The 22,558-nt window shown below is 67.3% G+C and carries 21 protein-coding genes; 14 read left to right on the top strand and 7 right to left on the bottom strand.

Going from position 1 to position 22,558, the window contains the following annotated elements:
• The first annotated feature begins 5 nt into the window (after positions 1 to 5).
• From AC5P9W_RS10810 to AC5P9W_RS10780, 7 genes are all read left to right on the top strand, one after another.
• A complete protein-coding gene (locus tag AC5P9W_RS10810; RefSeq protein ID WP_111097669.1) occupies positions 6 to 476 on the top strand; it encodes a phage holin family protein in 471 nt (156 codons plus the stop codon).
• Positions 473 to 940, top strand: a complete 468-nt coding sequence (locus tag AC5P9W_RS10805; RefSeq protein ID WP_021204736.1) for a hypothetical protein — start codon at positions 473 to 475, stop codon at positions 938 to 940. Before AC5P9W_RS10810 ends, AC5P9W_RS10805 begins: the two co-directional genes overlap by 4 nt.
• A 67-nt stretch (positions 941 to 1,007) precedes the next feature.
• Positions 1,008 to 2,117 (top strand): AI-2E family transporter, encoded by a 1,110-nt coding sequence (locus AC5P9W_RS10800; protein WP_111101780.1) that lies wholly within the window; start codon positions 1,008 to 1,010, stop codon positions 2,115 to 2,117.
• A 31-nt stretch (positions 2,118 to 2,148) separates the two neighbouring features.
• On the top strand, positions 2,149 to 2,868 hold the full coding sequence (locus tag AC5P9W_RS10795) for an HAD family hydrolase (RefSeq protein WP_111101779.1): 720 nt from the start codon (positions 2,149 to 2,151) through the stop codon (positions 2,866 to 2,868).
• A gap of 3 nt (positions 2,869 to 2,871) precedes the next feature.
• Positions 2,872 to 4,239, top strand: a complete 1,368-nt coding sequence (locus AC5P9W_RS10790; protein WP_021204734.1) for a leucyl aminopeptidase family protein — start codon at positions 2,872 to 2,874, stop codon at positions 4,237 to 4,239.
• Between the two features lie 135 nt (positions 4,240 to 4,374).
• Complete coding sequence (locus tag AC5P9W_RS10785) at positions 4,375 to 5,478, top strand: catalase (RefSeq protein ID WP_197575448.1); 1,104 nt, start codon at positions 4,375 to 4,377, stop codon at positions 5,476 to 5,478.
• Positions 5,475 to 6,011 (top strand): cytochrome b, encoded by a 537-nt coding sequence (locus AC5P9W_RS10780; protein ID WP_019661813.1) that lies wholly within the window; start codon positions 5,475 to 5,477, stop codon positions 6,009 to 6,011. Before AC5P9W_RS10785 ends, AC5P9W_RS10780 begins: the two co-directional genes overlap by 4 nt.
• 581 nt (positions 6,012 to 6,592) lie before the next feature.
• On the opposite strand, the gene AC5P9W_RS10775 is transcribed toward AC5P9W_RS10780, so the two are convergent.
• The 3 genes from AC5P9W_RS10775 to AC5P9W_RS10765 are packed head-to-tail and all read right to left on the bottom strand — an operon-like array spanning position 6,593 to position 8,540.
• Positions 6,593 to 7,195 (bottom strand): response regulator transcription factor, encoded by a 603-nt coding sequence (locus tag AC5P9W_RS10775; protein ID WP_058979816.1) that lies wholly within the window; start codon positions 7,193 to 7,195, stop codon positions 6,593 to 6,595.
• Complete coding sequence (locus AC5P9W_RS10770) at positions 7,192 to 8,415, bottom strand: sensor histidine kinase (protein ID WP_021203849.1); 1,224 nt, start codon at positions 8,413 to 8,415, stop codon at positions 7,192 to 7,194. Before AC5P9W_RS10770 ends, AC5P9W_RS10775 begins: the two co-directional genes overlap by 4 nt.
• Positions 8,412 to 8,540 carry a hypothetical protein gene (locus tag AC5P9W_RS10765; protein ID WP_021203848.1) on the bottom strand — a complete coding sequence of 43 codons (129 nt, stop codon included), beginning with the start codon at positions 8,538 to 8,540 and terminating at the stop codon, positions 8,412 to 8,414. Before AC5P9W_RS10765 ends, AC5P9W_RS10770 begins: the two co-directional genes overlap by 4 nt.
• A 202-nt stretch (positions 8,541 to 8,742) precedes the next feature.
• On the opposite strand from AC5P9W_RS10765, the gene AC5P9W_RS10760 reads away from it, so the two are divergent.
• The 4 genes from AC5P9W_RS10760 (at position 8,743) to AC5P9W_RS10745 (ending at position 13,290) form a co-directional block, all read left to right on the top strand.
• Positions 8,743 to 9,996 carry an efflux RND transporter periplasmic adaptor subunit gene (locus tag AC5P9W_RS10760; RefSeq protein WP_021203847.1) on the top strand — a complete coding sequence of 418 codons (1,254 nt, stop codon included), beginning with the start codon at positions 8,743 to 8,745 and terminating at the stop codon, positions 9,994 to 9,996.
• Between the two features lie 103 nt (positions 9,997 to 10,099).
• The gene (locus AC5P9W_RS10755; RefSeq protein WP_004137569.1) at positions 10,100 to 10,789 is read left to right on the top strand and encodes an ABC transporter ATP-binding protein; all 690 of its coding nucleotides are present in this window, start codon (positions 10,100 to 10,102) and stop codon (positions 10,787 to 10,789) included.
• A 14-nt stretch (positions 10,790 to 10,803) separates the two neighbouring features.
• Complete coding sequence (locus AC5P9W_RS10750) at positions 10,804 to 11,961, top strand: ABC transporter permease (RefSeq protein ID WP_021203846.1); 1,158 nt, start codon at positions 10,804 to 10,806, stop codon at positions 11,959 to 11,961.
• Between the two features lie 12 nt (positions 11,962 to 11,973).
• Positions 11,974 to 13,290 (top strand): ABC transporter permease, encoded by a 1,317-nt coding sequence (locus AC5P9W_RS10745; protein WP_021203845.1) that lies wholly within the window; start codon positions 11,974 to 11,976, stop codon positions 13,288 to 13,290.
• 94 nt (positions 13,291 to 13,384) lie between these two features.
• Here the strand turns inward: AC5P9W_RS10745 and AC5P9W_RS10740 are convergent, their stop codons facing one another.
• Positions 13,385 to 13,663: a YrhB domain-containing protein gene (locus AC5P9W_RS10740; RefSeq protein ID WP_019661820.1), complete on the bottom strand. Its 279-nt coding sequence runs from the start codon at positions 13,661 to 13,663 to the stop codon at positions 13,385 to 13,387.
• Between the two features lie 358 nt (positions 13,664 to 14,021).
• On the opposite strand from AC5P9W_RS10740, the gene AC5P9W_RS10735 reads away from it, so the two are divergent.
• Positions 14,022 to 16,847, top strand: coding sequence for a TonB-dependent receptor (locus AC5P9W_RS10735; protein WP_206621617.1), 2,826 nt, complete (start codon positions 14,022 to 14,024; stop codon positions 16,845 to 16,847).
• A 116-nt stretch (positions 16,848 to 16,963) separates the two neighbouring features.
• On the opposite strand, the gene rarD is transcribed toward AC5P9W_RS10735, so the two are convergent.
• Both rarD and yedA read right to left on the bottom strand, forming a co-directional pair.
• Positions 16,964 to 17,860: an EamA family transporter RarD gene (rarD, locus tag AC5P9W_RS10730; RefSeq protein WP_019661822.1), complete on the bottom strand. Its 897-nt coding sequence runs from the start codon at positions 17,858 to 17,860 to the stop codon at positions 16,964 to 16,966.
• The gene (yedA, locus tag AC5P9W_RS10725; protein WP_019661823.1) at positions 17,857 to 18,762 is read right to left on the bottom strand and encodes a drug/metabolite exporter YedA; all 906 of its coding nucleotides are present in this window, start codon (positions 18,760 to 18,762) and stop codon (positions 17,857 to 17,859) included. Before yedA ends, rarD begins: the two co-directional genes overlap by 4 nt.
• 223 nt (positions 18,763 to 18,985) lie before the next feature.
• On the opposite strand from yedA, the gene AC5P9W_RS10720 reads away from it, so the two are divergent.
• Positions 18,986 to 20,320, top strand: coding sequence for an MFS transporter (locus AC5P9W_RS10720; RefSeq protein WP_206621618.1), 1,335 nt, complete (start codon positions 18,986 to 18,988; stop codon positions 20,318 to 20,320).
• Positions 20,321 to 20,387: 67 nt separating this feature from the next.
• Positions 20,388 to 20,687 (top strand): hypothetical protein, encoded by a 300-nt coding sequence (locus tag AC5P9W_RS10715; RefSeq protein ID WP_031270448.1) that lies wholly within the window; start codon positions 20,388 to 20,390, stop codon positions 20,685 to 20,687.
• 163 nt (positions 20,688 to 20,850) lie between these two features.
• Here AC5P9W_RS10715 and AC5P9W_RS10710 read toward each other — a convergent pair whose 3' ends face one another.
• A complete protein-coding gene (locus tag AC5P9W_RS10710; RefSeq protein WP_206621625.1) occupies positions 20,851 to 22,503 on the bottom strand; it encodes a M28 family metallopeptidase in 1,653 nt (550 codons plus the stop codon).
• Positions 22,504 to 22,558: the final 55 nt, after the last annotated feature.

The raw sequence follows: 22,558 nt of genomic DNA, 5'->3' as shown, positions 1-22,558 counted from the left end.
GCGGCGTGAGCGAAGACAACGCGCAAGCCCCTGATCCGGCGGCTACCCCGCCGCTGGAGGAGAGCATCCGCCAGGTCGGCGCGGCCGGTCGTGCCGCTGCCGACTCGGCCAAGCACTCGCTGCGTTCGCTGCGCCGGTTGGCCTCGGCCGACTTCGCGCTGGCACGCAGTGCCTTCGGCCGCGCGCTGGCCTGGGCCGGCGTAGCGATCGTATTTGGTGCGTCGGCCTGGCTGCTGATGGCCGCCACCCTTATCGCGCTGCTGCAAAGCTGGGGCCTGAGCTGGCTGCAGGCACTGCTGATCACCTCGCTGCTGAGCCTGGCCGTCACCGGTTATGCGATCTGGCGGGTGTCCTACTTCTTCCACCACACCGGCATGCACGCCACCCGGCGCCAGCTGTCCCGCCTGGGCCTGTTCGACGAGCCCAGCGAAGACGACCCCGATGCCGATGTGGAGCTGCCAGAGGGCAAGCCATGAAGTTCGGTGCGCTGCAGCGTCGGGTGAAGCGCTGCGAACAGGTGGTAACCGTGCGTCTGGTCGAGACCCAGGACCACTGGTCCACGCTCGGCCAGGTCTGGCGCCAGGGCTGGTCGCCACTACGCATCGTGGTAGTGGGCCTGGCCGGTGGCTTCATTGCCGGCAAGCTGGAAATGCCGGGCAAGGTCAACGGTGCGCGCTGGCTGCAGATGGTGGGTTCGGTCTCGAACCTGTTCGCCAGTGCGCAGGCGGCGTTCGCCACGGCGATGGCGGCGCAGGCGGCGGCCACCGCCGACGATGCGGCCGAAGAAGCCGGCGATGCCAGCGAACAGGCACACGCAGCGGCCTCCGCCGCTGAAGCACGGCCCGCAGCGGCAGCGCGAGCTGTGCCGGAGCCGGAGCCGGAACCGGACCTGCGCGAACCGCGCCCGGCCGAGGCGGCCACCGAGCTGTCCGAACGTTGATCCCTGGAATCCGCCGCGCCGGTCGCGGCCGGCGGATAATGCGCTCCCCTTTCCGGCTGATGCGTCGATGAGCGAGTCCTCCCTGTCCCCGTCACCGGCCGGCCACGACGCATCCGAGGCACCGCTGCCGCCCCCGTCGCGCCCACGCGGACCGATGTCGCTGGTTGTGCTGGCGACCCTGGCCGTGGGCTATACGCTATGGGCGGCGCAGGACATCATCCTGCCGGTGCTGCTTGCGATGTTCTTCGCGCTGGTCGGCAATCCCATCCTGCGCCTGCTGCAGAAGCTGTGGATTCCGCGCGCGCTGGGCGCGCTGTTGATCCTCGGTGCGGGCCTGGGCGTGACCGGTTCGCTGGCCGTGCAGCTGATCGGACCGGCGATGGAATGGGCGCAGGAAGCACCGCAGCAGCTGCGCAAGGTCGCCCGCCAGGTGCAGAACCTGACCAAGCCGGTGCAGCAGGCCAACCAGGCGGCGGAAAACTTCGCCCGTGTGGCCGGCGGTGACAGCAACCACAAGGTGCAGGTGATCCGCACCCAGCTCGACGACCCCTACCGCATGCTGACCCGTGCACCGCGGCTGGCTGCCTCGGTGTTGGCCGTGGTGCTGCTGACGCTGTTCTTCATGATCTACGGGCAGAGCCTGCAGCGCGCGGCGATCGCCCTGTTCCCCAACCGCCAGCAGCAGCGCTTCACTACCGACATCCTGCGTTCGATCGAACGCGAGGTCTCGCGTTACGTGCTGACCATCACCGTCATCAACACCTTGGTCGGGCTGGTGTTCGCCGGCGTGCTGATGCTGCTCGGTATCGGCCTGCAGGAAGCGCTGCTGTGGGGCACGGTGGCCGCGCTGCTGAATTTTGCGCCGTATGTGGGTCCGCTGATCGGCGTGGCGCTGATGCTGTTGATGGGCTTCGTCGAGTTCCGCGACCCGCTGCAGGCCCTGCTGCCCGCAGCCGCCTACCTGGGCCTGCACACACTGGAAGGGCAGATGGTGACCCCGATCGTGCTGGGCCGTCGGATGAAGCTGTCGCCGCTGGTGCTGATCCTGGCGCTGATGGTGTTCGGCTGGGCCTGGGGCATGATCGGGCTGCTGCTGGCGGTGCCGCTGCTGGTGTGCATCAAGCTGGTGCTGGCACGCCTGGACGGCATGCAGGGCTGGGCACGCCTGCTGGAATGAAAGCCCGCGCGGGCAGGGGTAGAATGGCGGGGTGAATTTCCCCGTCCAAGCCATCACCCTCGACCTTGACGACACGCTGTGGCCGTTCGCTCCGATCGGCGCCCGCATCGAACAGGTCCTGCACACCTGGATGTGCGAACACAGCCCCGCTACCGCCGCGATGTATCCGGTGGAGGCGATGCGCGAACTGCGCGAGCGGCTGTACCACGCCCATCCGCACCTCCACCACGACCTGAGTGCGCTGCGCCGGCTGACCCTGCACGAAGCACTGCACACCAGCGGTGCCAGCCTCGATCTGCTGGAGCCTGCGTATGAAGTGTTCTACGCCGCACGCAACCAGGTGGAGTGCTATCCCGATGCGATCGATGCACTGGCACGGATTGCCGCGCGGGTTCCGGTGGCGGCGCTGAGCAATGGCAATGCCGACCTGGAACGGGTCGGCCTGGCCCATCATTTCGCCTTCCAGCTGGGTGCGCGCGAGCATGGCGCGGCCAAGCCCGAAGCCAGCATCTTCCACGCTGCCTGCACCCGACTGGGTGTCGCGCCGGCACAGGTACTGCACGTCGGCGATCATGCCGACATGGACGTGGCCGGGGCGATTGCCGCCGGCCTGCGCGGGTGCTGGATCAACCGCGAGGCAGCCACCTGGACCCATCCGCAGCTGCAGCCGGACCTGCAGTTCGACACCCTCACCGGCCTGGCCGACTGGTTGGATGCCAACCTCGACGCCGCCGCACTCCGGAGTACCTGACGCATGAGCGAGATCACTGGTTTCACTGCCGACACCGCCGCAGCGCTGCCGCTGTACGTGCTGGACCGCGAGCAGTTCGCCGCCTGGAAGGACGGCCAACCGGCCGCCACCCAGGCCTGGCTGGCATCGCAGGGCTTCACCGCCGGTGCCTTCACCACGGCGTTGCTGCCCGGCGCCGATGGCCTGTCCGGAGCGGTGATCGGTGTGGGTGATCGCGCCGATGCCTACAGCTATTCGCATGCCCCGCACGCCCTGCCGGAAGGCAGCGTGTGGCAGCTGGCCAACGAACTGCCGGCCGCCGAACAGGCGCTGCTGCAGCTGGGCTGGGGCTTGGGCAGCTACCGCTTCGACCGCTACCGCAAGCGCCACCGCGCACCGGCGCAACTGGTAGCCGCGCCGACCGGCGAGGTGGCCGACCTGATCACCGCCAGCCTGCGCGTGCGCGACTGGGTCAACACTCCCACCGAAGATATGGGCCCGCAGCAGCTGGAAGACGCTGCCCGCGCCCTGGCCGCTGCGCACGGCGCGCAGGTCGAGGCGATCACCGGTGACGAACTGCTGAAGCACAACTTCCCGGCCATCCACGCCGTGGGCCGCGCATCGCACCGCGCGCCGCGTCTGGTGGTGCTGCGCTGGGGCAAGGACACCGATCCGTCGCTGGTGCTGGTCGGCAAGGGCGTCTGCTTCGACACCGGCGGCCTGGACATCAAGCCGGCCGACGGCATGCGCAACATGAAGAAGGACATGGGCGGCGCCGCGCATGCGCTGGCCCTGGCCGGCCTGGTGATGGCACGCGGGCTGCCGGTACGTTTGACCCTGCTGGTGCCGGCGGTGGAAAACGCGATCGGTCCGGAGGCGTTCCGCCCGGGTGAAGTGATCGCCACCCGCAAGGGCCTGAGCGTGGAGATCGACAACACCGACGCCGAAGGCCGCGTGATCCTGTGCGACGCATTGACCTTCGCCGGTGAGCAGAAGCCGGACCTGGTGCTGGACTTCGCCACCCTCACCGGTGCCGCGCGCATCGCACTGGGCCCGGATCTGCCAGCGCTCTTCAGCAACGATGACACGGTGGCCCAGCAGTGGCTGCAGGCCGGTGACGCGACCCGCGACCCGGTCTGGCGGATGCCGCTGTGGCGCCCCTACCTGCGCTACCTGAGCAGCGGCATCGCCGACCTGGCCAACGCCGGTTCGCGCATGGCCGGCTCGGTGACCGCCGCGCTGTACCTGGAACGCTTCCTGGAAGACGGCCAGCGCTGGGCGCACCTGGACGTGTACGCCTGGAACGACGGCGAACGCCCGGGCCGTCCGGCCGGTGGCGAAGCGCTGGCGTTGCGCTCGGCGTGGGCGATGCTGAAGGCGCGCTACAGCTGATCGGGTGGGTGCCGACCTTGGTCGGCACGCCGTCCCCGGCAAACTTGACGAAAATTTGAATACCGGGCCTGGAAGGGTTCTGCGAGGATGTGTGGGTCGACCACCCACACGCTCCGTGAAGGCAGGACTCCGACCATGTCGCTCTTCCGCTACACCCGTGCCGGCCAGACGGCGGGCGCACCGCGCAGGCATTCGCCGCTGCTCTGGATCGCACTGATCGCGCTCATTCTGGGTGCCGTGGCGCTGGCCTTCGCCTGGCTGGCCGGCTGGATTGGAAACCGCCTCACCGCGCAGCGCTTCACCGATACCATCGAGGCCACCGGCCCGGCCCACCCGGGCTTCCGCCGCGCGCACAGCAAGGGCATCTGCGTGAGCGGCTGGTTCGAACCCAGTGCGCAGGCCCGCACCCTGTCCAGTGCACGGGTGTTCTCGCAGCGCCGCGTGCCGGTGATGGGCCGCCTGTCGATCGGCGGCGGCGACCCGTACGGCGCCGACAACACTGCACGCGTGCGCAGCCTCGCGGTGCAGATGGTCAGCGATGATGGGCAGGAATGGCGCATGGCGATGAACAGCTTCCCGTTCTTCGCGGTGCCCAGCGCCGAGGCGTTCTACGAGCAGACCCGCGCTTCCATTCCCGACCCGGCCACCGGCAAGCCCGACCCGCAGAAGATGGCTGCGGTGCTGGCGAAGTACCCCAGTGCGCAGGCCTTCCAGCAGTGGGCCAGGACGGCGCCGTGGACCAGCAGCTGGGCCGACACCACCTTCAACAGCGTCAACAGCTTCTGGTTCACCAATGCGCAGGGCCAGAAGCGCGCGGTGCGCTGGCGCTGGCAGCCGCAGGCGCCGGTGGTGGAGATGGATGCGGAAACGCGCAAGCAGGCCAGCGTCGATTTCCTCAGCCAGGAACTGCAGCAGCGCCTGGCCAACGGCCCGGTGCGCTGGAACCTGGTCGTGACCACCGCCGAGCCCGGCGATGCCATCGATGATCCGTCGGTGCCATGGCCCGAGTCGCGTGACCAGGTAGTGGCCGGCGTACTCAGCGTGGACCGCATGCAGTCGCAGGAACAGGGTGCCTGCGGTCAGATCAACTTCGATCCGCTGATCCTGCCCAGCGGCGTGCGCGGCAGTGACGATCCGATCCTGGCCGCCCGCTCGGCGGTGTATTCGCAGTCCTTCAACCGCCGCGAACGCGAGCGCGCCACCGGCAACGTCGAACAACCGAAGGAGGCCGCACGATGAGCATCGGCAACGGCCACTTCAACCTGCTGGCGCGGGTGCTGCACTGGTCCATGGCACTGATGATCATCGCCATGCTGTTCATCGGCGTGACCATGGTCGCCTCACTGCACCTGCGGCCAATGCTGATCGACCTGCACCGCCCGCTGGGCATCGCCATCCTGGTGCTGGTGCTGCTGCGCCTGTACAACCGGCTGCGCCATCGCCCGCCGCCGCTGCCTTCCGACCTGCCCGCCTGGCAGGTGCTGGCGGCCAAGGCCTCGCACTGGATGTTGTATGCGCTGATGCTGGCGATGCCGTTGATCGGCTGGGCGATGCTGTCGGCAGGCGGTTACCCGATCGTGCTGTGGGGCGGCCTGCACCTGCCGCCGATCGTGCCACACACACCGGCGCTGTACGCCGCGTTGCGTAATGCGCACAGTCTGCTGGCCTACGTGCTGTTCGCAACGGTGCTGATGCACGTGGGTGCGGCGCTGTTCCACCTGTGGGTGCGGCGCGATGGGGTGTTCCAGGCGATGGCGCGCGGGAAGGATTGAGAGCGAGCTCCTCTGCGCCCACGCATGAGTAGCGCCGGGCCATGCCCGGCGGATCGTTTCCGCGCCTGCGGTGGGGTGTCACTTTTCTTTTCGCGCGAAAAGAAAAGTAACCAAAAGAAACGCGCCGCCAGAGCGCGAGCCGGTGCTGCGCACCGGTGCCCTGTGCTTCTCGGTGAATCAGGGGACGGCGCCGAACTCGCTACGCTCAAACACCGGCGCCTCTTCGCCCCTGATTCCCCTGCGATGCTCGGCTCGCTCAAGGCGGACCCAACATCAAGAGCGACAGCTGCACCCAGAGATCCACGCCATGCGTGGATGCTGTTGCCGTTGATCTTGACCTTCCAGTCCGCCTTGAGCGAGCCGAGCACCGCAGGTCCGGCGAGGGCGAAGAGGCGCGGGTGTCTGAGCGCAGCGAGTTCCGCGCCGTCCCTCGGCGGGCCGAGGAGCGCAGGGCACCGGCGTGCGCAGCACGTCGGCTCGCGGCCGGCGGAGCGTTTCTTTGGTTACTTTCTTTGCGCGCAAAGAAAGTGACACCCCTCCGCGGTCGCGGAAATGACATCACCGGGAAAAGCAGGCCGCCGCTACAACCACCCCTTCTGTCGCGCCAGCCGATAGGCCTCAATCCGGTTGGCCACACCCAGCTTGCCGATGCACTCGGACAGGTAATTGCGCACCGTACCGTGCGACAACCCCAGCTGCTCGGCAATCTCGCTGGCGGTTCGGCCCTCCCCTGCCAGACGCAGCACACGGCGCTCGCGGTCGGTCAGCGGATCGGCCTGCGACCACGCATCCAGTGCCAGCTGCGGGTCGATCGCACGGATGCCCTGTTTCACCTTGCGCAGTGCATCGGCCAGGTTCTCGGCCGGTGCGTCCTTCAGCAGGTAGCCCAGCACGCCCGCCTCCAGCGCGCGGCGCAGGAAACCGGCGCGTGCGAAGGTGGTTACGATCACCACCTTGATCGGCAGCTCATGGCGGGCGATGCGCTGCGCCAGCTCCAGCCCGGACAGGCCCGGCATCTCGATGTCGGTGACCAGGATGTCCGGCTTCAGCTGCTGCAGCATGCGCCACGCGGTTTCGCCGTCGGCGGCGCTGCCCAGCACCTCGATATCAGGCTCCAACCCCAGCAGCGCCGACAGTGCGCCGCGCACCATCGCCTGGTCCTCGGCCAGCAGGATGCGGATCATGCGGCACCGTCCTGCACCAGCGACGACGGCGTGCCTGGCGGCAACGGTGTGGTCGCAGCAGCCAGTGGCACGCGCACGGTCAGCAGCGTGCCCTCGCCCTTTGCGGACTGAACCTGAAGGTTGCCCCCCAGGGCGGCCACGCGTTCGCGCATGCCGCACAACCCGTTGCCCTCGGCCTGCACACCGCCACGACCATCATCGCGGATCTGCATCGCCAGCATGCGTCCTTCCAGCATGAATTCCACCCGTGCCTGTGTCGCCTGTGCATGGCGCACGATGTTGGTCGCGGCCTCGCGCAGCACCAGCGCCAGCCCGCGTTCGACATCCACCGGCATCGCCGGTGGTGGTGCGTATTGAAGGTGGACCTGCTGGCACTCCAGCAGCAGCCGCGCCGACGCCAACTCACCGGCCAGGTCACTGGCGCGGATACCGGTGACCGCGCTGCGCACCTGCGCCAGCGCTTCGCGGGCAATGTCCTCGGCTTCGCCGATTTCCTGCCGCGCCCGCGCGTCGCCACGATCGTGCAGCTTGCGGGCCAGTTCCAGCTTCAACGTGATCAACGACAGGGTATGGCCGAGCAGGTCGTGCAGGTCGCGGCCGATGCGTTCGCGCTCGGCGGTGGCTGCGAGCCGCCGCACCTCGTCCTGCGACAGCTGCAGTGCCGCATCCTTCTGCTGGTTGAGTGCCTCCACGTTCACGACCAACCCGACGATATAGGACACGGCGGGGATCCAGACCAGGCTCTGCCACGGGTACTGGAACAGCAGTGCGAGGCCGCAGAACAGGAGGTTCAGGCCAGTGAGCTGCAGCAGGTACTGCCACCAGCCACCGCGTCCGCTCACCCGCAGCAGCACGCAGCCGAACACGAAGTAGGTCAACCCGGACGGGTACCACGGCAGCAGCACCAGCGACATCCCGATCAGGCCCAGGGCATAGCGCGGCGCGTGATGGCGTGGCGCCACCATCACCTTGGCGTACAGCAGCAGGAACACCGGATAGCTGGCCACTGTAAGCAGCAGCCAGCGCAGGGTGAAGCCATGGCCGAGCAAGGGCGTCAGGAAGATCCACACCGACCACAGCAGGTGGATCGCCTCGCTCCAGGGTGATTTTCCCCGGCGCAGCGTCTCGGCCACCGCCGAGTCCGGCGCGGGGCGCAGCAGGGAGGCAAGCCAGGTGGACGGCACAGGCGGTTCCAGGCGGGGATGATCGCCGCCGATCATGCCAGTTCGGCTGGCTGCGCGCAGGCGCCACCGCCGGCAAGGTGGCACCGGCGCAACCCGCCGCAGATCACGGTACGCTTGGCGGTACCGCTGCAGCGGGCCAGCGATGGGGTGGTCGGATCCATGAGCGGTACCGGCAGCGGGGACGTTGCCATCCTGTGCCGCCGCGGTCACATTTCGCAGTTGCCGCCGTCAGTGTCATCGGGTGACAGCTGTCACTGCCGTCATCGCTGTGCCTGCCTTCATGCTGTGCCGCACGCTCCACCGCCGGAACCGCCGCCGTCCGCGCTTCCGGCCACACCCGCCCGAACGCCTGTGATGGAACGAATGAACGCTTCTGCCGAGCTGTTGAAGGAACTCCGTATCGACCGCAAGTCGCCGCCGCCCGCCTCCGGTGGTGGCAGCAACGGCGGTGGTCGCCGTTGGTTGTGGATCGCGACCATCGTGGTCGTGCTGCTGATCGCCGCTGCCGTGGCGTTCCTGTTCGGCCGTGCGCCGGCCGTGGAGGTGGAAACCGCGCCGGCCGTGGCCATCCAGCAGGGTAGCGCCAGCAGTTCGGTGCTCGACGCCAGTGGCTACGTGGTCGCCCGGCGCATGGCCACGGTCTCGGCCAAGATCACCGGCAAGGTGCGCGAGGTGATGATCGAAGAAGGCATGCGGGTCGAGGCCGGCCAGGTGATGGCCACGCTGGACCCGATCGATGCCGATGCGCAGCGCAGCCTGTATGCCTCGCAGCTGCAGGCCGCACGCAGCCAGGTGGCCGGGCTGGAGGCTCAGCAGAAGCAGGCCGCCGCCGAAGCCAGCCGCCTGCAGGCACTGGTCGGCCAGCAGCTGGTGTCACGTTCGCAGTACGACCAGGCCGTGGCCCAGCGCGACAGCCTGCGTGCGCAGCTGGAAACGGCCCAGCGCAACGTCAAGGTCGCCCACGACCAGCTGGCCATCGCCGACCTGGGTGTGGACAACAACATCGTGCGCGCGCCCTTCTCCGGCGTGGTCACCGCCAAGGCCGCGCAGCCCGGTGAGATCGTCTCGCCGCTGTCGGCCGGCGGTGGCTTCACCCGTACCGGCATCGGCACCATCGTCGACATGGACTCGCTGGAGATAGAAGTCGAGGTCGGCGAGGCCTTCATCGGCCGCGTGCAGCCGAAGATGCCGGTGGAAGCCACGCTCAACGCCTACCCCGAATGGAAGATTCCCGGCGAGGTGATCGCCATCATCCCCACCGCCGACCGCGGCAAGGCCACGGTGAAGGTGCGCGTGGCGCTGAAGGTGAAGGACCCGCGCATCGTGCCGGAAATGGGCGTGCGGGTCAGCTTCCTGGAACAGGCACAGCCGCAGGCCACAACCAAACCGCAGGGCGTGCGCGTGCCGGCTGGCGCGGTGGTCCAGCGCGAGGGCGCCCCGGTGGCCTTCGTACTGGGTGACGAGAACCGCGTGCAGCAGCGCACGGTCGAGGCTGGCCAGGCAATGGGCAAGGACCGCCAGATCCTCAAGGGCGTGAGCGCAGGTGAATCGGTGGTGCTGAACCCGCCGGACACCCTGCGCGATGGCGCCAAGGTGCAACAGAAACAAGCGCAGTAGCGGCCTGGCGCCCACGGGCGCCGCCGGCAGCACCGCTCGACGCACGCCTGCGGCCCCTTGCCGTGGCGCTTCCCCGTTTCCCGCCTTCCGTGGAGAACCACCCATGTCGACCCTGGTTTCACTGCGCAACATCACCAAGACCTACCAGCGTGGCCCCGAGAAAGTGCAGGTGCTGCACGGCATCGACCTGGACATCGCCAGCGGCGACTTCGTCGCGCTGATGGGTCCGTCCGGCTCGGGCAAGACCACCCTGCTCAACCTGATCGGCGGCCTGGACAACCCCAGCGGCGGCGAGATCAGCATCGAGGGCGAGCGCATCGACCAGATGAGCGGCGGCCAGCTGTCGACCTGGCGCAGCCACCACGTCGGCTTCGTGTTCCAGTTCTACAACCTGATGCCGATGCTGACCGCGCAGAAGAACGTGGAGCTGCCGCTGCTGCTGACCCATCTCAATGCCGCGCAGCGCCGCCGCAATGCCGAGATCGCGCTGACCCTGGTCGGCCTGGCTGACCGCCGCAGCCATCGCCCCAATGAACTGTCCGGCGGCCAGCAGCAGCGCGTGGCGATCGCGCGGGCGATCGTCTCCGACCCGACCTTCCTGATCTGCGACGAACCCACCGGCGACCTCGACCGCCAGTCGGCCGAGGAGATCCTTGGCCTGCTGCAGCAGCTCAACCGCGAACACGGCAAGACCATCATCATGGTCACCCATGACCCGAAGGCCGCCGAGTACGCCACGCACACGGTGCACCTGGACAAGGGCGAGCTGGCCGACGCGCCGCTGGCCCACTGACGGAGGCCACGGCGATGAAATACTTCTCGTTGGTGTGGGCGCAGCTGTTCCGCAGCCGTACCCGCACCCTGCTGACCCTGCTCTCGGTGGTGGCCGCGTTCCTGCTGTTCGGCATGCTCGATTCGGTGCGGGTGGCGTTCTCGTCGGGTGGCAGCGTGGAAGGTGCCAACCGGCTGATCGTGGCCTCGCGGCTGTCGATCACCCAGTCGCTGCCGATCCGCCTGGAAACCCAGGTCCGCCAGGTGGCCGGCGTGCGCGACGTGGCCTACGGCATGTGGTTCGGCGGCATCTACCAGGACCCGAAGAACTTCTTCCCGAACTTCTCGGTGTCCCCCAACTACTTCGATGTCTACCGCGAGCTGCAGATCGACCCGGCACAGCTGGAGGACTGGAAGCAGACCCGTACCGGCGCCATCGTCGGCGAAACCCTGGCCAAGCAGTTCGGCTGGAAGATCGGCGACACCATCCCGCTGCAGGCCACGATCTTCCCGCGTGGCGGCAGCAACGACTGGCCGCTGGTGCTCAAGGGCATCTACCGTTCCAAGGACCGTGCGCTGGCCGCCAACGAAGAACGCCAGTTGATGATGAACTGGAAGTACTTCGATGAATCCAACGACTACATCAAGAACCAGGTGAGCTGGTACACGGTGACGCTGGACAACCCGGACCACTCTTCGCGGGTGGCGCAGGCGATCGACGCGATCTCGGCCAACTCCGACCACGAGACCAAGACCCAGACCGAATCGGCCTTCCAGCAGGCCTTCGTCAAGCAGTTCGCGGATATCGGCATGATCGTCACCTCGATCATGGGTGCGGTGTTTTTCACCCTGCTGCTGTTGACCGGCAACACCATGGCGCAGGCGGTGCGCGAGCGCGTGCCGGAGCTGGCCACGCTGAAGACACTCGGCTTCAAGGACGGCACCGTGCTGACCCTGGTGATGGTGGAGTCGGTGCTGCTGATCGGCCTGGGCGGCCTGATCGGCATGGGCCTGGCCGCCCTGATCCTGCCGGCGATCGGCCCGAAGAGCATGGGCATGCTGCCGCCGCACGTACCGACACCAACCTGGCTGATGGGGCTGGGCCTGATCGTGGTGATCGGCATCATCGTGGGGCTGCTGCCCGCGCTGCGTGCCAAGCGCCTGAAAATCGTCGATGCACTGGCCGGCCGCTGAGGAGGATTGCAGATGAACAAGCTCAAGAAGTGGCTGGGCAACGGCATAACCGTGCTGCTGCTTGCGATCGGCCTGGTGCTGTGGATCAGCCTGCCGTGGATCGGCGTGCTGGCCGTGGCCGTGCTGGTGGCGCTGTGGCTGCTGCTGACCCGCGGCGGACGGCTGGCGTTGGCCGCCACCCGCATCGGCGTGGCCAGCCTGCCGCAGCGCTGGGGCGCATCGTCGGTGATCGTGGTCGGCATTGCCGGCGTGGTCGGCGTGCTGGTGGCGATGCTGGCGATGGGCGAAGGCTTCCAGGCCACGCTCAACAACACCGGCGATGACACCACCGCCATCGTGCTGCGCGGTGGCTCGCAGGCCGAGACCAACTCGGTGATCACCCGCGAGCAGGTACCGATGCTGTCCACCCTGCCCGGCATCAGCCGCGATGCGCAGGGCCGGCCGTTGCTGTCACCGGAACTGTCGCAGGTGGTCAACCTGGTGTCCAAGTCCGATGGCACCGACGTCAACGCGCAGTTCCGCGGCGTCGGTCCGCAGGCCTGGGCCGTGCATGACAAGGTCAAGATCATCGAAGGCCGCAGGTTCGCCACCGGCCTGCGCGAGATCGTGGTCGGCCAGGGTGCCAAGGGCCAGTTCCGCGACATGGACGTGGGCAGGACGCTGACCCTGGGCAACCAGACCTGGACCGTGGTGGGTGTATTCGCCACCGGCGACGCGCACGATTCGGAGCTGTGGACCGACGCCGATACACTGGCCACCACCTACCAGCGCAGCGCCTGGCAGTCGATCAGCGTGCGTACCGAGGGCAAGGCCGGATTCGAGCAGTTCAAGGCAGCAGTCGCCGCCGACCCACGCCTGAAGCTTGACGTGGAAACCACCCGTGTCTACTACAGCAAGCAGGGCGGCGGGCTGACCAAGCTGATCGACATCCTCGGCAAGGTGATCGGCACGATCATGGCGGTGGGTGCAGTGTTCGGCGCACTCAACACCATGTATGCGGCAGTGGCCACCCGTGCGCGCGAGATCGCCACCATGCGCGCGATCGGTTTCCGCGGCCTGCCGGTGGTGACGGCAGTGATGCTGGAGACGATGCTGCTGGCGCTGCTCGGTGGCCTGCTCGGCTGTGCGGTGGCGTGGCTGCTGTTCAATGGCTACAGCGTGTCCACCATCGGCAGCAACTTCAGCGCAGTGGTGTTCAAGTTCCATGTATCGCCGGAACTGCTGTGGACCGGACTGAAATGGGCGCTGGGCATCGGCCTGGTCGGCGGCCTGTTCCCGGCGCTGCGCGCGGCACGTTTGCCGATCACCACGGCGCTGCGCGAAACCTGAGCATCACGCAGCGGCATTTCGCACATCCTGCAGGGACGGAGCGAAGGCTCCGTCCCTTTCAGGTTGCCGAACTCAGACATCCGCCGCCGCAGCATCAAACGGCGGGGCCGCGCGCGGCCAGATGCTGGCGGAGGACTTCCTCGGGCGGATACGCCGTGCCCAGCGCGTGCTGCTCGCCTGTGTGCCGGTCGACGAAGATCGGCCCATTGCCGGCCAATGCATCCGAGATTTCGCCGGATTGCAGGTAGCGCAGCGACTGGAAGCAGAACAGCCAGCCTTCGACCACTTCGTGCTCATGCGTGATGGCAACCGGCTCATCGTCGCTGGCAAGTGCAGCCTCCACGCGACGGCGTGCTTCTTCAAGCTGGATCATTCCTTCATCTCCTGCCTTCGATGACGAGGCGAAGAGCATTTCATGCGGGCAGATGCATCACAACGACTGCGCGCCTGCATACAAGCGCGTACTGCGACGCGTTGTCGCAACTACTCAAGCGTGCCAGCTTCGTGCCGCTATCGATGCCTCTGCCCATCGCGAACGCAGCGCGCGTGACGCCGCGCACAGCGCATCTGTGGATTGTTGGTTGCGATTCATGTTCACGCACATTCCGCAGCATCGCGACAAACAGTTGCGAATGAAAACACTCTAGAATCCGGCCCCCCACGTTGGTTTGCAGCACCCCACGCGTCCACAGAATGGACGCTTGTTTTTTCTGAAACACGAGATTTCACGGATGTCCCTGAAGACCACCCCGCTGCGCAACGCGATCATCATCGCGCTGGCCGCCAGCTGCACTACCCCCGCCTTCGCACAGGATGCGGGCGACAACACCACCAACCTCGACCGCATCGAAATCACCGGCTCGCGCATCCGCCAGGCCAGTGTCGAAACCGCTCAGCCGGTGGTCGCGCTCAACCGCGCGGAGATCGAGAAGAAGGGCTACGTCAACGTCGCCGACATCCTGCAGGATGTGACCGCTGCCGGCTCGCCAAGCATGAGCCGCGCGTCGTCGCTGACCTCATCGCGCGATTTCGGCGGAATGTATGTCAGCCTGCGCAACCTGGGCCCGGAACGCAGCCTGGTGCTGATCGACGGCCGCCGCATGGGCGTCAGCGCCGGCGGTTATTCCGACCTGGCCTCGATCCCCTCGGCCATCGTGGAGCGCGTGGAAGTGCTGACCGATGGCGCATCGGCGTTGTACGGCTCCGATGCCATCGCCGGTGTGGTCAACATCATCACCCGCAAGAACTTCGATGGTGGCGAAGCCAGCGTCTACGTCGGCCAGTACGGCGAAGGCGATGGGCAGAAGCGCTCCTACAGTGCCACTTTCGGCAAGACCTTCGACCGCGGTTGGTTCAGCGTTGGCGCCGAGCGCACCAAGGAAGACGAAGTGATGGGCGGCGCGCGCGAGTTCAGCCGCTACGTCAACGGTCCGCGCCATCCGAACGATGGCCTCAACGGCACCACGCCGTGGGGCAGCGTCACCGTCGGCGGCAAGCCGCTGACCGTCGGTCCGGGCGGCGACCCGACCAGCGCCGGCAACTTCCACGCGCCGAACCCGGCCGATGGTGCCAACACCAAGACCAACATGAGCCTGCTGACCGGCCTGGAGCGCACCTCGGTGTTCGCCAACGGCGGCTTCTCGATCACCGATGACCTGCGCATCGTTGCCGATGCCATGTACAGCAAGCGCGAATCGACCAAGCACCTGGCTGGCTACCCGTACTCGGTCACCGCCACGCAGGCGCGCAACGGCAGCCGCGCCGCCCTGTCCAAGGACAGCGCATTCAACCTGTGGGGCCAGGACGTGCTGTTCTCGCATCGCACCGAAGAGATGCTGCGCGGCACCGAGAACACCCTGGAAACCAAGCGCGGCAGCCTGGGCCTGGAAGGCAGCTTCGAAACCGGCTCGCGCTACTGGGACTGGAACGTCAGCTACACCTACAACCGCAATGAAGGCGAGCGCGTCGGCACCGGCAGCATGTACCAGCCGAACGTCAACCTGGCCGTCGGCCCGTCCTTCATCGAGAACGGCGTGGCCTACTGCGGTACCCGCACTGCGGTGATCGCCGGCTGCGTGCCGTGGAACCCGGCCGCGCCGATGGGCTACACCGGCCCGGGCTCGCTGAGCAACCAGGACGTGCAGGACTACCTGTTCGCCCGCTACGTGGACAAGAGCCAGACCACCACCAAGGTGGCCAGCGCCAACATCTCCGGCTCGCTGTTCTCGCTGCCGGCCGGCGACATCATGGCTGCGATGGGCTTCGAGCACCGCACCGAAGAAGCACGCTACACCCCGGACCTGATGGTGCAGAACGGCCAGATTGCCGGCACCAGCGGCAAGCCGACCCAGGGTGACTACTCGCTCAACGAGGTCTACCTGGAAATGCAGGTGCCGCTGCTGGCCGACATGGCCTTCGCCCGCGAGCTTTCGCTGGACGTTGCCGGTCGCTACTCGGACTACAACAATTTCGGTTCCACCACCAACAGCAAGTTCGGCGTGAAGTGGAAGCCGATCGACAGCCTGCTGGTGCGCGCCACCTACGGCACCGGCTTCCGTGCACCGACCGTGGACGACCTGTACGGCGGCACTGTCAGCAGCCGTGACTCGTTCACCGACCCGTGCGATACCTCGTTCGGCACTGCCGCCACCAGCGCCGCCGTTGCCGCACGCTGCAAGGCCCTGAAGGTGCCGGCCAACTTCCGCCAGCTCAACAGCGACGGCAGCGTGGCCAGCAAGCCGGGCCAGCAGGCCACCACCGATTTCAACTCCGGTTCCAACCCGAACCTGAAGCCGGAAACCGCCAAGACCTGGACCGTGGGCCTGGTCTACAGCCCCGACTTCGTGCAGGGCCTGGACGTCAGCCTGGACTGGTGGAAGATCCGCATCGACAACGCCATCGTTGGCGAGTCGGCCACCAACATCCTGGAACAGTGCTACGTGCAGGGCTCGGACGCCGCCTGCGGCCGCTTCACCCGTAGCAGCAACGGCCAGGTCAACACGCTGGACCGTTCGCTGGTCAACGCCGGCTACCGCGAAACCGCCGGCTATGACATCAGCGCGCGCTACCGCCTGCCGGAAACCGCGTTCGGCAAGTTCGCCGTTACCTGGAACACCACCTATACCGACTATCTGGAGCAGCGCAACGACAACGCCGCGACCACGCCGGTGGAACAGCTGACCAGCTGGGGTGGCAACTTCCGTGTGCGCTCTACCCTCAACCTGGACTGGCAGTACGGCAACCTGGGCATCGGCTGGACTGCACGCTACTACTCCAGCATGAAGGAGAAGTGCTCCTACATGGACGAGTGCAACATGCCGGGCTTCAGCTCGGCCTACACCGATGCCTCGCCGACCAACAAGGTGGGTTCGAACACCTTCCACGACCTGCAGGTGCGTTACGCCCTGCCGTGGGACGGCACCGTCTCGCTGGGCCTGAACAACGTGTTCGACCACCAGGGTCCGATCATGTACAGCCAGCCCAACAGCAGCTTCGTCTACTACGGCGGTTTCGACATCGGTCGTTTCATGTACATGAAGTACCAGCAGCGCTTCTGAGCCTGCACCCGCGTTCCCGCCACCGCCATCTCTCTCCTGGCGGTGGATGGAAGCAGGGCGGCGCCCCCCGGGGCGCCGCTCTTTTTTTCATGCGTGCCAGTCGATCCGGCCCGGTGCTACCGCTTGGCGCGCATCGTGCGGATGTTGTCGCCAACGAACAGGATCAGGCCGGCCCAGATCGCGGCAAAGCCAATCGCCTTGCCGGCGTCGAAGGCTTCGTGGAAGAAGAACACGCCCAGCAGCAGCTGCAGGCTCGGCGCGATGTACTGCAGGATGCCGACCAGTGACAACGGAATGCGCTTCACGCCGTAGGCAAAGCCAATCAACGGTACCGCCGTCACCACACCGCCGAAGATCAGCAGCAGGTCGTTGCGCCAGCCCCAGCCGTGGAAGAACGCGCCCCCATGACCATTTTCGGCCCAGATCGCGAAGCCCAGCGCCGGCAGGAACAGGTACATGCTCTCCACGCCAAGGCCCGCCACCGGATCGACCGAAACCAGCTTGCGCAGCAGGCCGTACAGGCCGAACGAACAGGCCAGGCCCAGCGCGATCCATGGTGGTGTGCCGGCATCGATGGTCAGCCAGGCCACGCCCACTGCCGCCATCGCCACCGCCACCCATTGCAGGCGGCGCAGCCGCTCCTTCAGCACCAGCACGCCCAGCAGCACGTTCACCAGCGGGTTGATGAAATAGCCCAGGCTGGTCTCGATCACATGGCCGGCGTTGACCGCCCAGATGTACAGGCCCCAGTTGAAGGCGATGGTCAGGCTCGAGACCAGCAGAATCGGCAGCGCGCGCGGCTGCGCAGCGATCTTCCGCCACCAGCCCAGGCGTGCGCTGAGCAGCAGCCAGCCCAGCACCAGCACGGTGCTCCAGATGATGCGGTGGGCGATGATCTGGAACGATGGCACCTCATTGAGCAGGTGCCAGTACACCGGCACCAGACCCCAGATGACGAAGGTGGAAGCCGTGACCAGCAGGCCACGGCGCTGTTCTTTCTCGTCCATGCTCATTTCTTGCGCGTCCTTGCCATCGTCAGTACCACCACACCCAAGAGAATCACCGCCATCGCCAGCAGGTCGCGCCAGCCGAAGCGCTCACCGTTGAGCAGCGCGCCCAGCAGCACCGCAATGACCGGATTGACGTATGCATAGCTGCCAGCCAGCGCCGGGCGCACGTTCTGCAGCAGCCACACGTAGGCGGTGAACGCGACGATGGAGCCGAACACGCACAGGTAGGCCATCGCCAGCAGGCCACCGGTATCGGGCAGCGTGGTCGGGCGCTCGCCGACCGCCAGGCCGATCAGCACCAGCAGCACACCGCCACAGATCATCTGCCCGGCGGCGGTCATGAACGGGCCCGGCAGGTCCAGTCCGCGTGCCCACACCGAGCCGAATGCCCAGCCGACCGGCGCGATCAGCAGCAGCACCAGCCCGGTCGGCGAGGCGGTCAGGCTGCTGCCTGCGTTGAGCCAGACCACGCCGAGGAAGCCGATGGCGATGCCCAGCCACTCACCGCGGCTGGCGTGCTGGCCGCGCAGCGCCGAGAACAGCGCCATCCACAGCGGCACCGAGGCCACCGCAGTGGCTGCCAGTCCCGAGGACACCTCGCGCTCGGCCAGCACCACCATGCCGTTGCCCAGCACCAGCATGGTCACGCCCATGATGCCCAGGTTGCGCCACTGCCGCAGGGTCGGGTTCGGCATCTTCCAGAACAGGCGCAAGGCCAGGAACATCAGGCCACCGGCAATGATGAACCGGCTGCCGGACACCATCGTCAGCGGCAGCGCGCCCCCGTGCAGGGCCTTGGCGATGCCCAGGTAGGTCGACCCCCAGACCACGTAGACCAGCAGCAATGCCAGCGCAACAAGGCCACCCCGGGGGGCAGCCGCAGACGAAGAGGGGGGAGCCGACATGACACACCAGGGAGCCGGGGGAAGGCGGATTCTAGGACGTTTTGAGTATGGTCCGGGACCCCATACGGTGGCACGCTGTCATCCATCCATGCACCCTGCTCTGGTCTGCTACCCCGTGTTGACGGCCCATGCAGTACCAAGAGGGCTGTCCGGCCGCGCCGCCCCAAGGCCGGGCGCCGTTTTCCCTGCGCACGGACGCGCCGCATCGAGGATTCCCACCCAGATGAGCACCACGTCCCATCCTGCCGTACCCGCGAACGACCGTGCCGCCCTGCGGCGTTCGATCTCCAACACCCTCAAAGGCTCCGCCGGCAACCTGGTGGAGTGGTACGACGTCTACGTGTACTCGGTGTTCGCCGTGTACTTCGAATCGCAGTTCTTCTCGCCGGACGACAAGAACTCCACCCTGTACGTGTGGGCGATCTTCGCCGCCACGTTCCTGATGCGCCCGATTGGTGCCTGGTTCTTCGGCCGCTTCGCCGACCGCCATGGCCGTCGCCTGGCGCTGACGGTCTCGGTCACGCTGATGGCACTGTGTTCGTTCCTCATCGCCATCACCCCCACCGCCGCCAGCATCGGCATCTGGGCCGCCGTGATCCTGCTGTTCGCGCGCCTGCTGCAGGGCTTCGCCACCGGCGGCGAATATGGCGCCAGCGCCACCTACATGTCCGAGGCCGCCATCCCGGGCCGCCGCGGCTTCCTGTCCTCCTTCCACTACGTCACCCTGGTCGGCGGCCATGTGCTGGCCCAGCTGAGCCTGCTGCTGATGCTGACCTTCTGGGGCAAGCCGGAGATCTCCGAGTGGGGCTGGCGCATCGCATTCGGCATCGGTGGCGTCGCCGCAGTGGTGGTGTTCTGGCTGCGCCGCGGCATGGACGAATCGCTGTCGGAGTCGTCCATCGAGGCCGCGCGCGAGGGCAAGGCACAGAAATCCGGTTCGATGTACGAACTGTTCGTGCACCAGTGGCGGCCGCTGCTGCTGTGCTTCCTGATCACCGCCGGTGGCACCGTGGCCTTCTACACCTACTCGGTGAACGGCCCGAAGATGATCCAGAGCGCCTTCGCCGGCAACGATCCGATGACCGGCACCCTGATCAACCTGGGCGTGCTGGCCTTCCTGATGGTGCTGCAGCCGGTCGGCGGCTGGCTGTCTGACATCATCGGCCGCAAGACCCTGCTGGTGTTCTTCGGCGCCGGCGGCGTGCTGTACAGCTGGTACCTGATCACCCAGCTACCGCACCAGCATGACGCCACCTTGGCCTTCCTGACCCTGGCACTGGCCTTCGTCATCCTCACCGGCTACACGTCCATCAACGCGGTGGTGAAGGCCGAGCTGTTCCCCACCCACGTGCGTGCGCTGGGCGTAGGCTTGGGTTACGCGCTGGCCAACTCGCTGTTCGGCGGCACCGCCCCGCTGCTGTACCAGGGCGCGCTGAAGACCGGCCACGTCGACTGGTTCGCCCTCTACGTGACTGCCACGATCGCGGTATCGTTGGTGGTCTATGTGTTCTTCCTTACCAACAAGGGCCCGAACTGGCTCGACGGCACCCGCAAGTAAGCGCGTTGCCCTGATCGCGGCCACCGGTGCACTGCCGGTGGCCGCTGCGTCTCCCGCTCCTCCACTGATGTGGATCGCGGTGACGCTGGCCGCAGCCACGGCACTGGCCTGGCTGCTGCGCCGCCCCAGCGCACAGGCCGCATGGCCACGCATCGGTTTCGGGGTCGCCCTGCTGCTGTTCTGCGCCGCACTGGCGCTGCAGCTGGCAGTGGACCTGGGCAGCGGCCACAGCTCGCTGCAGCTGCGCCTGCATCGCGGCGTCAACGGCGGATCGCTGGTCGGCCTGCGCACGATGGTGGCGTGCTATCTGGCAGCGCTCGCTGCCAGTGGCTGGGGCGCGTGGGCGCTGTTGCGCCGGCGCAGGTAGTGCCGGCCGCTGATCGGCAATCGGCAATCGGCAATCGGTAGAGTCGACTGTTAGTCGACTGCTCTCTCGGTCGGCACCGAAAAACCCGCGCTGCGCGCGATAGTCGACTATCAGTCGACTCTACCCGCGGCGGAATGACATGACACCCCGCCGATCCCGATCCTCAACGGCGGGCCGCTTCGCTCTTGTCGCGCGCGCCGCGGAACTCCGATTCCTTTTCCCACGTCGGCCAGCGGCGGCTGTTGGCCAGCTCGGCGCCCAGGTCGTAGACCAGCAGCGTGTCGGCAGCGTGGCCGCTCGGGTCCCAGCTCGGCGTCCAGGCATCGCAGGCCTGGTGGTAGCAGTCGGCGAAGTACTTCTCGCGCAGCGCGCGCCCGGCTTCAACCCCACCTTCCAGCTTGTCCAGGCCCGGGCCGATGGTGATCGCTGGCACGCCCAGGCGGGCAAAGGCGAAGTGGTCGGCGCGGTAGAAGAAGCCGGCTTCCAGGTTCGGATCCGGGCTGTAGCTGCGGCCGCGGGCCTTGGCCACGCGTTCCAGGTCGCCTTCCAGCGACACCCGGCCCTTGCCCCACGAGGCGATGTCGCGGGTCGGGCCATCCGGGCTGAACATCTCGATGTTCAGCACCGCAGCGGTCTTGTCCAGCGGCGCCAGCGGATGCGCGGCGTAGTAGCTGGCGCCCAGCAGGCCCTTCTCTTCGGCGGTCAGTGCCACGAAGTACAGCGTACGCTGCGGCTGCGGGCCAGCGGCGAACACACGGCCCAGTTCCAGCACCGTAGCCACGCCGGTGGCGTTGTCGATCGCACCGCGGCGGATGCGGTCACCCTTGGCGTCGGGCTGGCCGACACCGAACGCATCCCAGTGCGCGGAGAAGATCACCGCCTCGTCGGCATGCTCGCCACCGGGCAGCTTGGCCACCACATTGCGGGTGACTACCTGTTCGCGCTTGAGCGCGAAGTCCACGCTCAGCTTGGCGTTGTCCAGCGCCACCGGGCGGAAGTCGGCACGCATCGCCTTGCGCTTCTCCGCATCGAAGTCGAGGCCGGCGTCGGCGAAGATCGCCTCGGCCAGCTCGCGCTGCATCCAGCCGCGCAGCGGCGTGTGCTGCGCCATCGCCTCGGCCTGGCTGCGTTCGATGTCGAACAGCGGCGAGGTACCCGAGCTCTTCACCGTGGCCCAGCCATAGGCGGCCGGCGCGGTCTCGTGCACGATCAGCACGCCCTCGGCGCCACGGCGTGCGGCTTCCTCGAACTTGTAGGTCCAGCGGCCGTAGTAGGTCACCGCCTTGCCGTCGAACGCGCCCGGCGCATCGGCTTCGAAATCGGCGTCGTTGATCAGCACCACGGCGATCTTGCCGTGCAGGTCCACGTCCTTGTAGTCGTTCCAGTGGCGTTCCGGCGCATCAATGCCGTAACCGACGAACACCAACGGTGCATCCTTGATCTGCACGCGCTTGCGCGGCTGCAGGCTCTGCAGGGTTACGTCCACGCCATTGGCCAGCGCACGCTTGCCCTGCTTCAGCGACAGGCTGGCCTTGGCCGCGCCCTCCAGCTGCGCGCGCACCAGCGGCACCGGCTGCACCCAGCTGCCGTCCACGCCGCCCGGCTGCAGGCCATAGCTGCGGAACTGCTCGATCAGGTACTGCACCGTGCGCTCTTCGCCCTCGGTGGCCGGTGCGCGGCCCTCGAACTCATCCGACGCCAGCACGCGCACGTGCCGCGACAGTGCCTGCGGATCGATGCCGCCACCGGGAAGGTCATTGGCCGCATGGGCCAGGCCACCGACGAACAGGCAGGACGACAGCAGCAACACGCGCATCGGATTCACGGCAGTACCACGGCTAGCTTGGAAGTCACCAGAGTGTAACGTGGTC

Source organism: Stenotrophomonas sp. YJH_SMC_33 (assembly GCF_059372295.1).
The sequence above is the reverse complement of the archived record's forward strand: the minus strand, read 5'-3'. Positions and strand labels throughout refer to the sequence as shown.

Excerpts from the sequence above, each read along its gene's own strand:
- AC5P9W_RS10805 (WP_021204736.1), top strand. The coding sequence starts at position 473 with ATGAAGTTCGGTGCGCTGCAGCGTCGGGTGAAGCGCTGCGAACAGGTG.
- AC5P9W_RS10800 (WP_111101780.1), top strand. The coding sequence starts at position 1,008 with ATGAGCGAGTCCTCCCTGTCCCCGTCACCGGCCGGCCACGACGCATCC.
- AC5P9W_RS10790 (WP_021204734.1), top strand. The coding sequence starts at position 2,872 with ATGAGCGAGATCACTGGTTTCACTGCCGACACCGCCGCAGCGCTGCCG.
- AC5P9W_RS10785 (WP_197575448.1), top strand. The coding sequence starts at position 4,375 with ATGTCGCTCTTCCGCTACACCCGTGCCGGCCAGACGGCGGGCGCACCG.
- AC5P9W_RS10780 (WP_019661813.1), top strand. The coding sequence starts at position 5,475 with ATGAGCATCGGCAACGGCCACTTCAACCTGCTGGCGCGGGTGCTGCAC.
- AC5P9W_RS10775 (WP_058979816.1), bottom strand. The coding sequence starts at position 7,195 with ATGATCCGCATCCTGCTGGCCGAGGACCAGGCGATGGTGCGCGGCGCA.
- AC5P9W_RS10770 (WP_021203849.1), bottom strand. The coding sequence starts at position 8,415 with ATGATCGGCGGCGATCATCCCCGCCTGGAACCGCCTGTGCCGTCCACC.
- AC5P9W_RS10765 (WP_021203848.1), bottom strand. The coding sequence starts at position 8,540 with ATGGATCCGACCACCCCATCGCTGGCCCGCTGCAGCGGTACCGCCAAG.
- AC5P9W_RS10760 (WP_021203847.1), top strand. The coding sequence starts at position 8,743 with ATGAACGCTTCTGCCGAGCTGTTGAAGGAACTCCGTATCGACCGCAAG.
- AC5P9W_RS10755 (WP_004137569.1), top strand. The coding sequence starts at position 10,100 with ATGTCGACCCTGGTTTCACTGCGCAACATCACCAAGACCTACCAGCGT.
- AC5P9W_RS10750 (WP_021203846.1), top strand. The coding sequence starts at position 10,804 with ATGAAATACTTCTCGTTGGTGTGGGCGCAGCTGTTCCGCAGCCGTACC.
- AC5P9W_RS10745 (WP_021203845.1), top strand. The coding sequence starts at position 11,974 with ATGAACAAGCTCAAGAAGTGGCTGGGCAACGGCATAACCGTGCTGCTG.
- AC5P9W_RS10740 (WP_019661820.1), bottom strand. The coding sequence starts at position 13,663 with ATGATCCAGCTTGAAGAAGCACGCCGTCGCGTGGAGGCTGCACTTGCC.
- AC5P9W_RS10735 (WP_206621617.1), top strand. The coding sequence starts at position 14,022 with ATGTCCCTGAAGACCACCCCGCTGCGCAACGCGATCATCATCGCGCTG.
- rarD (WP_019661822.1), bottom strand. The coding sequence starts at position 17,860 with ATGAGCATGGACGAGAAAGAACAGCGCCGTGGCCTGCTGGTCACGGCT.
- yedA (WP_019661823.1), bottom strand. The coding sequence starts at position 18,762 with ATGTCGGCTCCCCCCTCTTCGTCTGCGGCTGCCCCCCGGGGTGGCCTT.
- AC5P9W_RS10720 (WP_206621618.1), top strand. The coding sequence starts at position 18,986 with ATGAGCACCACGTCCCATCCTGCCGTACCCGCGAACGACCGTGCCGCC.
- AC5P9W_RS10715 (WP_031270448.1), top strand. The coding sequence starts at position 20,388 with ATGTGGATCGCGGTGACGCTGGCCGCAGCCACGGCACTGGCCTGGCTG.
- AC5P9W_RS10710 (WP_206621625.1), bottom strand. The coding sequence starts at position 22,503 with ATGCGCGTGTTGCTGCTGTCGTCCTGCCTGTTCGTCGGTGGCCTGGCC.